Raw genomic sequence first — 12,427 nt, forward strand, 5'->3', positions numbered from 1 at the left:
GGCACACTCCCAGGAGGAAACATGTCCGCGATCGATGTCTTCAACCGCTACGGGGCCGCGCTGGCGGCGGGCGATATGGCCGCCCTGGCAAGCACTTTCGACGAGAACGTGATCTGGCATCAGCCCGGCGGCAATCCGCTCTCGGGTGAACACCACGGACCCGGCGGTGTGGTGGCACTGCTGGGCCGATTCATGGAACTGAGCGCGGGCACCTTCGCCCTCGAGGTCGTCGACGTGGTGGAACGCGGCGATCTCGTGGCCGCGACCGTGCGTTTCCGCGCCACCCGTGCGGGCCGGACGGCGTTGGCCCAGAACGGCGTCGATGTCTTCCGCGTCCGCGGCGACGCGATCGCCGAAGTGTGGCTGATCAGCGAGGACCAGCCCGCCGAAGACGAGTTCTGGGGCTGAGGCCGTGCGCGTCACCGTATTCGGCGCGACCGGGGCGACGGGCAGGCTCGTCGTCGACCGGGCGCTGGCCGAGGGACACGAGGTCACCGTGGTGGCCCGCAGGACCGGGCCGTTCGATGCCCTGCGCGATCGGGTCGGCGTGATCGAGGCGGAGTTGACCGACGCGTCCGCGATCCGCGAGGGCGTGCACGGCAGCGACGTGGTGATCTCCGCACTCGGCACCCAGGGCCGGGCCGCGACCACGGTGTATTCGGCCGGTGTCGCGACGATGCTCGCGGCGATGGCCGACACCGGAACCCGGCGCATCGTCGCGGTCAGCGCGACACCCGCGGCCCCGGCCGCGCAACAGAACGCCGTCGACCGGTATGTGCTGCATCCGATCGTGTCGCTGTTCTTCGGCGGAGCCTTCGCCGATATGGCACGGATGGAACAGGTGCTGGTGAGCAGCGACGCCGAGTGGACGGCGCTGCGCCCGTCCCGCCTGACCGACGCTCCGGCCACCGGCAGTTACCGGACGGCGATCGACGCCCCACTGCACGGCGCCAAGCCGCTCGCCCGGGCCGACCTGGCCGCCGCCCTGCTGGACGCGGCGGCGAAGCCGGAGTGGTTCCGGCACGCGGTGACCATCGCCCGTTGACCACACTCATTCCGAAGGAGAAGTTCATGACTACAGCGATCATCGGTCTCGGCCGGATCGGATCCCGCGTCGCCGCGTTGCTGGCGGCGGGCGGACAGGAGGTGGTCGTCGCCGACCGTGATCCAGCCAAGGCTGTCGCGCTGGCGGATTCGATCCGGGGAGCTAATGCCGCACCCTCGATCGACGCGGCGATCGACGTGGCGGAGGTGGTGATCCCGGCGATCTTCTTCTCGGCCCTGCCCGGGTTCCTCGCCGACTACGGCGACGCTCTGGTAGGCAAGACCCTCATCGATCCGACCAATCCGGTGTCCTTCCGCGATGGGCCGATCACCCGGATCATCGGGGAGAACGAGTCGGGTGGGGAGACGATCGCGCCGCTGGTTCCCGCGGGCACCGGCTTCGCCAAGGCCTTCGGCACGCTCGGCGCGGAAACCCTCACCACCGCCGCGAACGCCGAACCCCGCAATGCGCTGTTCTACGTCACCGACGACGACCGCGTCGCCGTCATCACGGCCGAACTGATCACCGCGGCAGGCTACGCGCCCGTGCGGGCCGGCGGCATCGATCGCTCGGCCGACATCGAGTTGCAGGGCGCGCTGCATCAGTTCGGCGGCGCCGGGGGCCCGCTGGGCGAAGCCGCGGCGCGGAAGCTGGTCGGCGGCTGAGGAGGGTTCGTCACCGGAGAGCAACCAGGGCGACCGAATTCTCGCTGCCGGACAGTGACAGAAGGGGCTGAGCTGGGCAGACTCTGCATTGCGTTCGCGACCCAGGCGCCGCCGACCTTGTGATAGCCGGTCGGCGCCTGCGCGGACGTCGGTGATCGGCGCCTCGTCATACCCCCGGGGCCGCTGGTCGCCGGACGGAGACGATGCCATTCGCCGGTTCTGTCTCCGTCGTGAGCGCCTCGCCGCCCTTCGCCGCGAAGGGTGGCGAGGCGCTTCGCATCGCGACGACGATCTCATCCATTGCGGGTGAGGCGCCCCCCGCGGCCCGCGACCTATCGTCACGAACCGAAGCCAACCGCACGCGGAAGGTCGGTCGTGATGACGCAGGGCAATTGGAACGGCTACCCGAGCCGGGGCGATATCGGCAGGGCCTACGATGAGCTGGACTACAACCGGGCACTGGCGATGTACCGGTTCTTCTTCCCGACGGTGTCGCTCGAGGCGACCTGGCGGGGCAATCTGGCCGCGGGCGCGGTGCCGAACCGGGTGATGGCCCTGCTGGTGGGCACACCCGATCAGTATGTGTTCACCGCGAACTCCGACACCCCGTATTCCGGGCTCACGCTGGACCTGTCCGACGGGCCGATGGTGGTCGACATTCCCGCCGGTCCGCTGATGGGTACCGCGAACGACCTGAATCAGCTGTGGGTACTCGATCTCGGCCTGCCCGGTCCGGCGGGTGCCGCGGGCGGGAAGCACGTCTTGTTGCCGCCGGGCTTCGACGGCCCGGTCCCCGAGGACTGCTATGCGGGCTCGGCGACGACGAATCGGGTGCTCGTGCTGATCCGGGCCCTGCCCGAAGGCGCGGATGTCGACGGCGCGGTCGAGCGGATGAAGCAGGTGCGGGTGTATCCGCTCGGCGCCGATCCGGACTCCGCTGCACTGGAGTGGGTGGATCTCTCGGTGCAGCAGGGGCTGGATTTCTCGCCGGTGCGCTGGGAGGCCGGTCTGGACTACTGGCGGGTCCTGCACGAGATCGTGCAGGCCGAACCACCGAACCCGGACTACCGCTACCAGTACGGGGAACTCGCCGCGCTGGGCATCACCCGCGGCGCCCCGTTCGCCCCGGACCGGCGCCAGGCCGCCATCCTGACCGATGCCGCCCGGCGCGGCCACCTGCATCTGTGCGTGCAGTCCTTCGCCGATCGACGGCCCGAGCGGGTGGTCTGGCCCGGCGGGCACTGGGAGTGGGCGGTCCTGCGCCCGGAGAACGGCACCTTCGACACCGGCGACTACGTCGACCTCTACGCCCGGGAGAAATGGTTCTACCAGGCCCAGATCGAGTCACCGGCGATGTTCGCCCGGCAGCCGGGGGCGGGCTCGCTGTACTGGCTCGGCCTGCGCGATGTCCATGGCGACTATCTCGACGGCGGCGGCTACTACAGCCTGACGGTGCCCCAGCCGGTCCCCGCGAAACTGTTCTGGTCGATCACCGTCTACGACGCCCGCACCCGCAGCGAGATCCAGGCCCCGCAGAACCGCGCGGCGCTGCGCTCGATGTTCGAACTCGCCGACATCGACACCGACGCGCCGCTCACCGTGTACTTCGGGCCCACCCCGCCGCCGAACACCCCGCCGGAGCGGTGGATCCAGACCGTCCCCGGCATGGGCTGGTTCGCCTACTTCCGCATCTACGGCCCGCAGGGCCCCGCCTTCGACGGGACCTGGCAGCTCCCGGACTTCCGCCGCCACTGATCGGCCCCGGCGGCTCAGGCCGTACTTTCTTCCAGGCCGATCAGCGCCCGGTCCAGGCCGGTGAGCAGATTCTGCAGATGCGGGACGGTGCGGCGGCAGCCGACGATCCCGAAATGCATGCCGCCACCGGAACTCACGGTGGTGATGTTGACCGCCTGCCCATCGAGCGGAATGGACGCCGGGTACGCCGCCTCGAGGCGCAATCCGTTCCAGTACCTCGGTTCCTCGGCACCAGGCACATTGGAGATGACGATATTGAACGGCGGCGCGGATCGGGGGAGCGGCACCGGCAGCGCGGGCAGGGCCAGGCCCGCGACATTGACCGCGGACATACCGAGCAGCTGCAGCGGCGTCAGTTTCGCCATGCTCGCCTTGGACCTGGTCATCGCCCCGTGGATGCGGGCGAGCCGGTCGGCGGGATCCGCGCTGTCGGTGGCCAGGTCGCACAGTGCCGCGCCCACCGAGTTCCCCGACTCGGTGCCGCTCTGGTCGGCACCGCGCAGGGAGACCGGCACCATCGCGATGAGCGGGTCACCAGGCAGTGCGTGCGCCGCGAGCAGATAGTCGCGCAGCGCGCCCGAGCACATGGCCAGCACCACATCGTTGAGCGTCGTCCCCGAACGTGCCGCGACCGCGCGCAGCCGAGCGAGTGGCCAGGACTGCGCGGCGAACCGGCGCGCGCCGGTGATCGGCACATTGAACATCGTCTCCGGCGCCTGGAACGGGCGGGGCTGCGGGTAGTCGCGGGCCAGTGCGTAGGCGCCGGTCGCCGCGCGCGGGATCGTCGCCCCGAGTCTCCCCACCGCGCGTCCGGCGTCGAGGGAACGGGTCAGCAGCGAGGACGGTGCCGGTTCCGTACGCGGTCGGCGGTACCAGGGCGGCACGCAGTCGCGGGTCGCCGGATCGGCCGACAGGGCGCGCTGCCAGGTGCGGACGGTGCTGATCCCGTCCATGAGCGCGTGATGGGATTTGACATAGAGCGCGATCCGGCCGTCGGCCAGGCCGTCGATGACATAGGCCTCCCACAGCGGCCGGTGCCGGTCCAGCAGCGAGCCGTGCAGCATCGACACCAGTTCCAGCAGTTCGCGCACCCGTCCGGGCGCGGGCAGGGACAGCAGCCGCACGTGGTAGTCGATGTCGACGTCGTCGTCGGAGTCCCACTGCAGCGCCGAGAACCCGGCCAGCAAGCGTCCCGGCCTGCGGCGGAATGTCGGCGCGAGCTCACCGCCGCCGGCGATCAGGTCTTCGTACAGTGACCTGGCCGCGCCGCTCCGGTCCCCCGCCGGGGCGGTGAACAGCGAGAGGCCGCCGACGTGCATCGGATGCTCGCGCGATTCCATCAGCAGGAACATCGAATCCATCGGTGACATCAAACCCATGGCGGCGCCTTTCGGTGGGCGGGGTTGTGACGGCCCTCCCGCGCCGAGGGCCGTCGTCATCGATATCCGGTTCAGCCCGCGCTCAGCGAGCTGAACCAATTCTGGATCAGGCGGGTGATGATCGAGGCGACGAAATCGTCGGCGGAACCGGACATGGCGTTCTCCTTCGGACGGGACCTCATCAGGGTGATGCGATCGAACGCGTGAAGCATGCACGCTTCACATTTGCCGAGTCGGGGAATTCGCCGAGGAATTCCGAAGTTCTCCACCGGCACGAAAACCAACCCGGCGAATTCTCCGCTTCGGAGAACTATCCGAGCAATGTGCTCCGCATGTGGGAATACGCTCAGGACGCCGACCGGGCGGGCGACCGCGAACGGGCGGCGTTCTTCCGCCGGGCCGAGCACGAGAGCCGCAAGGGCGCCACACCCCAGCCGCCGACCAACCCCTGAGCGCTCCGCCGCGCCCGGAATCCCGGCTCGGTCGGTGGGATCAGAAGGCGTATGGGCCGAACCGGCCCCACGCGACGATCACGGCAAGCACCAGGAGGACCACCGGCGGCGCGATACTGGCTGTCTCGCCGCGGCGCAGGTGGGTGATGATCGCGCCGATCGCGATCAGCGCCAGGCCGACCGCGGCCCAGGCCACGAGCATCGGCGCGATATCGAACAGGCCGGGCAGGATCACGCCCGCCGCGCCCGCCACCTCGAGGGCGCCGATGGCCTTCACCATCCCTGGTGAGAAGTCCTTCGCCCACCCCATTCGCGGGTCGGCCGCGAGTTTCTCGTACGGGGTGGCCAGTTTCATCGCCCCCGCGGGCAGGAACACCGCGGCGAGCAGAGCGGCCAGGATCCAGAGCACCACAGACATGTCGATCACTCCTTCGGCGACGAAGAGCACCATCTCGCGTCTGGGTTGAATTCTACGGCGCGCGGGCCTCGGACACGAGTGAATGCGCAGGTCAGAGCTGCTCATCCGGCCCGTCGCGGGGGTGAATCGTCCGGTGTGGGCACGCGACCCTGATCCGCCGCGGGCGGGGCCGGGCCGACAGGGCACCGGATCCGCGTCGGTGTCGGTGGGTACCGGTAGCGTCCGGGGCGTGGACACAGGGGAACGCATCCAGGAACTCGCCGATCGCATCGTGGCGCTGCGTGGCGCTTACTACGACGGCGCACCGGTGGTGGCCGACGCGGACTACGACGCGATCGAGGACGAACTGCGCGCCTTGATCGAGGCGCATCCGGAGCTGACACCCGAGCCGAATCCGCTCGAGCAGGTCGGCGCTCCGACGGTGCTGCACGCGCCCGTCCGGCACGCCCGCCCGATGCTGTCGCTGGAGAAGGCGACCAAGCCCGAGCAGGTGGCGGCCTTCTTCGACCGGTTCCCCGGCCAGCCGGTGGTGGTCATGCCGAAGCTCGACGGGCTGTCGCTGTCGGTGGTCTACGAGGACGGCCGCCTGGTCCGCGCGGTGACCCGCGGTGACGGCACCACCGGCGACGATGTGACCATGCTGGTGCGCGCGCTGGTCGACGGCGTGCCCGACCGGATCGAGGCCGCGGGCCGGGTGGAGGTGCGCGGTGAGGCGGTCATGCTGCGCTCGACCTTCCTCGCCTACAACACCGCCCACCCGGACAAACCGCTGATCAACCCGCGCAATGCCGCGGCGGGCACGCTGCGCGCCAAGGACCCGGCCACCGTGGCCGAGCGTCGGCTGCAGTTCTTCGGCTTCGACCTGGACATGCCCACCGAGGAGGGCGCGGTCGACCTCGGCGACGGGCTGCGCGCGCTCGGCGTGGAAGGTGCGCAGATGCGCGTATGCGCCGATGCCGAACAGGCCCAGGCGGCCATCACCGCCATCGAGCAGATCCGCAACGACCTGGACTACGACCTCGACGGCGCGGTGCTGCGCCTGGCCGACCGCATCGCCTACGCCGCCGCGGGCACCCGCTCGAATTCCCCGCGCGGCGCGCTGGCGTTCAAATTCGCCGCCGAGGAGAAGACCACGCTGCTCGCCGATGTGGTCTGGGATGTGGGCAAGACGGGCAAGATCGTGCCAGTGGCCTGGCTGGAACCGGTGTTCGTGGGCGGCACCACCGTCACCAAGGCCACCCTGGCCAATCAGGAGGTGATCCGCGCCCGCGACATCAAGATCGGCGACACCGTGCTGGTGCGCCGCGCGGGCGATGTGATCCCGTTCGTGGCTGGTGTGCTGGATGCTGCCGCGCGCACCGGCGAGGAGCGCGAGATCGTGCCGCCCACAGCGTGCCCGTCGTGCGGGCAGCCGGTGAGCGAACAGGGCAACAGCCGGGAACTGTTCTGCACCAATGTCTCCTGTCCCGCGCAGACCGTGCGCAGGCTCATCCACTGGGCCTCACGCGCCGCCGCCGATATCGACGCCATCGGGCAGGTCTGGATCGAGCGCCTGGCCGAGGCGGGCATCCTGGAGCGCCCGTCGGACTTCTACACCCTGACCAAGGAGCGGCTACTGGAGTTCGACCGCATCGGCGAGGTCTCAGCCGGGCGGATGATCGAGTCGATCGACACCAGCCGCCAGGTCGGCCTGCGCCGCGCGCTCATCGGCCTGGCCATCCCGATGGCCTCCGACGGCACCGCCGCCCGGCTGGCCAGGGCGGGCTTCGGCTCGCTCGAGGAGGTCGCCGACGCGGGCGAGGAACGGCTCGTCGCGGTGGAGGACATCGGCCCGAAGGTGGCCGCCTCCCTGGTCGCCCACCTCACCCGCCTGCGCCCCGAACTCGAGGCCTTACGCGCGGCCGGAGTGAACCTCGACGTCCGCGCGGAAGACCTCCCCCCAGTCGTCGCCGCGGGCGCGCCCCTGGCAGGCAAGACCGTGGTCGTCACCGGCGCCATCAGCGACCCCCGCTCCGGCGAGAAAGTAGCCCGCCCCACCTTCCAGCGCCTCTGCGAACAGGCAGGCGCGACCACCGCCTCCTCGGTCTCCGCCAACACCGACCTGCTCATCACCGGCGCAGGCGTGGGCGACAGCAAACTCGCCAAGGCGGAGAAGCTCGGCGTGGAAGTCGTCGACCAGTCCGAGATCTGGGACCTCCTGATCACCGCCAAGGTCACCTAGGCCCGCCGCCCGCTGCTGACGGCGTCGACGTCGGGATGGTCGGTGCCGTCAGCCGAGTGCGCTGTCGATCGTCGCGGTGAGCCAGCGAGATGGGGGAGTCTCGGCTAGACGCCTGTCACGCCGTCGATGCGTTCGCGGAGGAGGTCGGCGTGGCCGCAGTGGCGGGCGTATTCGGCGATCATGTGGGTGTAGATCCAGCGGAGGCTGACCTCGCTGTCGAGGAAGGGGCTGGTGTCGGTCAGGGCACGGGTGGCGCAGTTGTGGCGGGCGTGGTCGATCTCAGCGTGCCAGGTCGCGAGGGCGGTGATGCCGGAGGAGTGGGCGGTGAGGTCGAATCCGCCGTCGTGGGCGGTGGTGTCGGCCGCCGGGTCGTAGATCGGTGGGGTGGCTTCGCCGAGGAGGACGCGGCGGAACCAGTTGCGTTCGACCTCGGCGAGGTGCTGGAGGAGGCCGAGGAGGGTGAGTGGGGACGGGGGTGCGGCGGCGGTGCGCAGCTGGGTGTCGTCGAGACCCGCGCATTTGCGGGCCAGGGTGGCGCGGTAGAAGTCGAGCCAGGATTCCAGGGTGGTGCGTTCGTCGGCGTCGAGCGGGGGCATCGGTCGGTCGTCGGTCGTCACAGCCGGGCATGCTGCCACGGGGGTCCGACACGGTCGGGCGTTCCGGCGACAGCGGCGATCACGGCGGATCCCGCGGGGTGACCGTATGCTCGCGGCTGTGCGCCTGATCGACCTGACCGTGCCGATCCACACCGGAATGCCCGTGTATCCGGGCGATCCGGAGGTGTCGCTCGAACCGGCGCTGCGCGTCGAGACCGACGGGGTCAATGTGCTGCGGGTGCATTTCGGCTCGCAGACGGGCACCCATGTCGACGCGCCCGCGCATCTCGGTGACGAACTCCCGGCGCTCGACGAGCTGCCCCTGGAGCACTTCACCGGTCCGGCGGTCGTGGTCGACGCGCGCTCGGTGCCGCCGCGTGGGGCGATCGGTCCGGAGTACTTCGACCTCCCGTGGGGCCCGGGCACGATCGTGCTGATCGCCACCGGCTGGTCGGCGCACTGGGGGAGCGAGAAGTACCACACGCACCCGCATCTGCCCCCGGCCGCGGCGGAAGCACTGGTGGCGGCGGGAATCCGGACGATCGGCATCGACGCGCCGAGCATCGACCCACCCGATGACCTCACCCTGCCCGCGCATCGCATCCTGTGCACCGCGCACGCGGTGATCGCGGAAAACCTCACCGGCCTCGACCAGGTGCTCGCCGCCCAGCGCGCCGGGGAATCGATCGAGGTGTCATTGTTCCCGCTGCCGCTCACCGGCGCCGACGGCGCACCGGTCCGGGCCGTGGCACGAGTCGGAAAGCGCTGACGCGCAGGCGGATACGTTCACCCGCCGCCTAGCTCGATGTCAGGACGAACGCGGGGGTCCGGCCTCGACGAGCGTGTACGCCCGCAGCGCCAGATACAGTTCCGCGGACTGCCGCGGGTCGGTGGTGTCACGCCCGGTGAGATCGCGGATCTTGCGCAGCCGGTAGCGCACCGTATTGCGATGACAGTGCAGCGCCTCCGCCACCGCGACCGCCGAACCGCCGTGTTGGTACCAGGCATCGAGCACCGCGACGAGATCGGCGCGCTCGGCGGCGGGCAGGGCCAGCACCGGGCCGAGGATCTGGGCGGCCGCCCGGCGCGCCGCATCGGGCACCGTGACCAGCAGATGCGCCACCGGCTCGGCACCGAAACGCACGACCCCACTCGCGCCGGGCGGCACGGAGTGGCAGGCCTGCCGCGCCTCGGTCACCGCGGCGGCGATCGCGTGCGGTGAGCCGAACGGCGTACTGAGACCGACCCGTTCGGTGACGAGCGAGCCCAGCAGCGGACCCGCCCGGTCGATCGCGGCCGGAGCCAGTGCCGTCACCAGTCCGATGACCGCGTCCATCCGCACATCCCACACCGAGCGCACGCCCAGCTCACGCAGCGCACCGCTCAAGGCGGGCGGGGACACGGTGGCCGGATGCGCGTCGATGGCCACCACGCAGAAGGTGCCGTGCTCGGGCAGGCCGAGGCTGCGCAGCACGTCCAGGACCCGGCCGGGACTGTGCGAGTGATCGTCGAACAGGGTGCGGATCAAGCGGTTCTGTGCCTGCGCGTCGGCCCGGGCCAGCAGCATCTCGGTCTCGCGATACGCCTCCACCGCGGCATCGGAGTACAGGTCGATGACCTCCCACAGCTGGGTGGCCAGCGCGTGCAACCGCACATCGCCGGGCCCCGAGGAACGCGCGGTGAGCTCCTCCCAGATCAGCCGGGCCCCCAACCGGTAGGCGTGCAACAGCGCGGCGATGGGGATCGCCTGCTCGGCCTTGAGCTGCCCGGCCTCGCGCGCCGACTGCAGGCGCAGCGGCTCGGTGCCCGCCAGCGCGCCGAGGATGGCCGTGAGATTGTTGCGGCAGGTGGTGCGCAGCTGCTCCTCGGTCAGCAGCCCCGCGGCGGCATAGGCGGGGTCGGTGGTGAGGATGCGCCGGACCAGCTCGCCGGTCAGCTCCTCGACCGCGCCGGACAGCTGTGTGGCCAGCGGCGAGGTGACGGGGGCGACGGTGGTCATGCCGACCAGCCTAACCGTCGGGAGTGGTCCGGGCCACACCCGGTTTGTGCGCGCGCACAAAACGTAGCCGTCGATCGGCGACCGGCACACATGTCCCTTGAACGTGAGCACAGTCACACTGGAGTGTGACGGATCCGGATCAGCGGGTTCCCGGCAGCGGAAGAGGGGCGAAGTGCAGACAGAACAGGTGGCCGCCGAGGCGGCGGTCGATGCCGCGTTGACCGAGCTGGCCGACGGCGAGCGGGCCTGGTCCCGGCTGTCGCTGGTGGCCAGGGCCGAACTCCTCGATCGCGTCCGCGAGCTCACCGGCCGCCACGCGCGGGAATGGGTCGATACCGCGGTCGCCTACAAGGGCATCGATCCGGATTCCGGGCTGGTGGGGGAGGAGTGGATGTCGGGCCCCTACGCGCTCGCCGCCGCGCTACGCGTCCTCGGCGACACCCTGCGCGCCCTGGCCGCGGGCACCAGCCCGCTCGCCGAGGCGACCTTCGGGCAGGCGGGCGACCGGGTCACCGTGCAGGTGCTGCCCACGAGCCTGTACGACGAACTGCTGCTCAGCGGGTTCCGGGCCGAGGTGTGGCTGCGGCGCGGGGTCAGCCGTGCGGTCGCGCGAGCCGAAGCAGGTCTGGCCCAGCGGGATCCGGCGCGCACCGGCGGCATCGGCGCTGTACTCGGCGCGGGCAACATCACCTCCATCGCTCCGCTGGACACGCTCTACGAACTCCTCGCGCACAACCGCGTCGTCGCGCTCAAGCTCAACCCGGTGACCGACACCCTGCGCCCGGTGCTGGAGAAGATCCTCGCGCCGCTGATCGAGGCCGGGGTGGTGCGGGTGCTCACCGGCGGTCCCGAGGTCGGCGCCTACCTGGTCAACCATCCCGCGGTCGCGCACGTGCACATGACCGGCAGCGCCGCCACCCACGACGCGATCGTCTGGGGCACCGGCGCGGAAGGGGCCGCCCGCAAGGCGGCGGGCACCCCGCTGCTCGAGGTACCGATCAGCAGCGAACTCGGCGGTGTGTCCCCGACCATCGTGCTCCCCGGAACCTGGAGCGACGCCGATCTGGCCTATCAGGCCGAGCACATCGCGACCCAGCGGCTGCACAACGGCGGCTACAACTGTGTGGCCGCCCAGGCGGTGATCATCGCCGCGGACTGGCCGCAGAAGGCACAGTTCCTGGCAGCCCTGCGCGTCGCGTTCGACCGCGCGCCGGGCAGGCCCGCCTACTATCCGGGCAGCGCCGCCCGCACCGCCGCCGCCCGCGCCACCTATCCCACCGCCGAACGGCTCGGCCCCGACGGCAATCGCACCCTGGTGACCGGGCTGCGCGCCGCCCCCGAGGAGACCCTGCTCGCGACCGAGTACTTCGCCCCGGTCCTCGGCGTCGTCGAGATCCCCGGCACCGGCGCGGAATTCGCGCGCGCCGCCGTGGACGCCGCCAACGACGACTTCATCGGCACCCTCGGCGTCAATGTGATCGCCCACCCCGACACCATCGCCGAGCTCGGACCGGTATTCGACGAGCTCGTAGAGCGTTTGCGCTACGGCACCATCGCGATCAACGCCTGGACCGCCGTGGGCTACCTGACCCCCACCGCGAGCTGGGGCGCCTACCCCGGCCACACCCTCGACGACGTGCAGAGCGGTATCGGCGTGGTGCACAACGCCTGGCTGATCGACGGCATCGAACGCACCGTGGTGCGCGGTCCGTTCCGCCCGGCGCCGCGCTCGGTGCTGCACGGCGAATGGGCGCTGTCGCCGAAGCCGCCGTGGTTCGTCACCAACCGGACCGCGGGCACCACCGGACGGCAGCTCACCGACTTCGCCGTCGACCCCCGCTGGTCCCGCCTGCCTGCCATCTTCGCCTCCGCGTTGCGCGGCTGACCCCAGGAGCTT

The 12,427-nt window shown here is 70.8% G+C and carries 11 protein-coding genes; 7 read left to right on the plus strand and 4 right to left on the minus strand.

Translation table 11 applies throughout. The features are described from left to right. Nucleotides 1-21 precede the first annotated feature (21 nt). The 4 genes from WA675_RS03615 to WA675_RS03630 all read left to right on the plus strand — a co-directional run bounded on the left by WA675_RS03615 (nt 22) and on the right by WA675_RS03630 (nt 3,465). Nucleotides 22-408 carry a nuclear transport factor 2 family protein gene (locus tag WA675_RS03615; protein ID WP_336081908.1) on the plus strand — a complete coding sequence of 129 codons (387 nt, stop codon included), beginning with the start codon at nt 22-24 and terminating at the stop codon, nt 406-408. A 4-nt stretch (nt 409-412) separates the two neighbouring features. Next, a complete protein-coding gene (locus tag WA675_RS03620; protein WP_336081910.1) occupies nt 413-1,045 on the plus strand; it encodes an NAD(P)-dependent oxidoreductase in 633 nt (210 codons plus the stop codon). A 26-nt stretch (nt 1,046-1,071) separates the two neighbouring features. Next, nucleotides 1,072-1,710 carry an NADPH-dependent F420 reductase gene (locus WA675_RS03625; protein WP_336081911.1) on the plus strand — a complete coding sequence of 213 codons (639 nt, stop codon included), beginning with the start codon at nt 1,072-1,074 and terminating at the stop codon, nt 1,708-1,710. Nucleotides 1,711-2,088: 378 nt separating this feature from the next. After that, nucleotides 2,089-3,465 carry a DUF1254 domain-containing protein gene (locus WA675_RS03630; RefSeq protein WP_336081913.1) on the plus strand — a complete coding sequence of 459 codons (1,377 nt, stop codon included), beginning with the start codon at nt 2,089-2,091 and terminating at the stop codon, nt 3,463-3,465. Between the two features lie 14 nt (nt 3,466-3,479). Here the strand turns inward: WA675_RS03630 and WA675_RS03635 are convergent, their stop codons facing one another. Together WA675_RS03635 and WA675_RS03640 are read right to left on the minus strand one after the other, a co-directional pair. Further along, complete coding sequence (locus tag WA675_RS03635; RefSeq protein WP_336081915.1) at nt 3,480-4,844, minus strand: WS/DGAT/MGAT family O-acyltransferase; 1,365 nt, start codon at nt 4,842-4,844, stop codon at nt 3,480-3,482. 492 nt (nt 4,845-5,336) lie between these two features. After that, a complete protein-coding gene (locus WA675_RS03640; protein WP_336081917.1) occupies nt 5,337-5,714 on the minus strand; it encodes a DoxX family protein in 378 nt (125 codons plus the stop codon). Nucleotides 5,715-5,943: 229 nt separating this feature from the next. Between WA675_RS03640 and ligA the strand changes: the two genes are divergently transcribed. Next, nucleotides 5,944-7,935, plus strand: a complete 1,992-nt coding sequence (ligA, locus tag WA675_RS03645) for an NAD-dependent DNA ligase LigA (protein WP_336081919.1) — start codon at nt 5,944-5,946, stop codon at nt 7,933-7,935. 104 nt (nt 7,936-8,039) lie between these two features. Here ligA and WA675_RS03650 read toward each other — a convergent pair whose 3' ends face one another. Then, nucleotides 8,040-8,552, minus strand: coding sequence for a DinB family protein (locus tag WA675_RS03650; protein ID WP_336081920.1), 513 nt, complete (start codon nt 8,550-8,552; stop codon nt 8,040-8,042). A gap of 97 nt (nt 8,553-8,649) precedes the next feature. On the opposite strand from WA675_RS03650, the gene WA675_RS03655 reads away from it, so the two are divergent. Beyond that, on the plus strand, nt 8,650-9,300 hold the full coding sequence (locus tag WA675_RS03655; RefSeq protein WP_336081921.1) for a cyclase family protein: 651 nt from the start codon (nt 8,650-8,652) through the stop codon (nt 9,298-9,300). 39 nt (nt 9,301-9,339) lie between these two features. Here the strand turns inward: WA675_RS03655 and WA675_RS03660 are convergent, their stop codons facing one another. Further along, nucleotides 9,340-10,530, minus strand: coding sequence for a PucR family transcriptional regulator (locus WA675_RS03660; RefSeq protein WP_336081923.1), 1,191 nt, complete (start codon nt 10,528-10,530; stop codon nt 9,340-9,342). A gap of 172 nt (nt 10,531-10,702) precedes the next feature. Between WA675_RS03660 and WA675_RS03665 the strand changes: the two genes are divergently transcribed. After that, nucleotides 10,703-12,415, plus strand: coding sequence for an aldehyde dehydrogenase family protein (locus tag WA675_RS03665; RefSeq protein ID WP_336081925.1), 1,713 nt, complete (start codon nt 10,703-10,705; stop codon nt 12,413-12,415). Nucleotides 12,416-12,427: the final 12 nt, after the last annotated feature.

This window comes from Nocardia sp. SSK8 (genome assembly GCF_037034205.1).
Taxonomy (GTDB): domain Bacteria; phylum Actinomycetota; class Actinomycetes; order Mycobacteriales; family Mycobacteriaceae; genus Nocardia.

What these genes read in the sequence shown, in the direction of transcription:
- WA675_RS03615 (WP_336081908.1), top strand. Translation starts at nt 22, where the DNA reads ATGTCCGCGATCGATGTCTTCAACCGCTACGGGGCCGCGCTGGCGGCG.
- WA675_RS03625 (WP_336081911.1), top strand. Translation starts at nt 1,072, where the DNA reads ATGACTACAGCGATCATCGGTCTCGGCCGGATCGGATCCCGCGTCGCC.
- WA675_RS03630 (WP_336081913.1), top strand. Translation starts at nt 2,089, where the DNA reads ATGACGCAGGGCAATTGGAACGGCTACCCGAGCCGGGGCGATATCGGC.
- WA675_RS03635 (WP_336081915.1), bottom strand. Translation starts at nt 4,844, where the DNA reads ATGGGTTTGATGTCACCGATGGATTCGATGTTCCTGCTGATGGAATCG.
- WA675_RS03640 (WP_336081917.1), bottom strand. Translation starts at nt 5,714, where the DNA reads ATGTCTGTGGTGCTCTGGATCCTGGCCGCTCTGCTCGCCGCGGTGTTC.
- WA675_RS03660 (WP_336081923.1), bottom strand. Translation starts at nt 10,530, where the DNA reads ATGACCACCGTCGCCCCCGTCACCTCGCCGCTGGCCACACAGCTGTCC.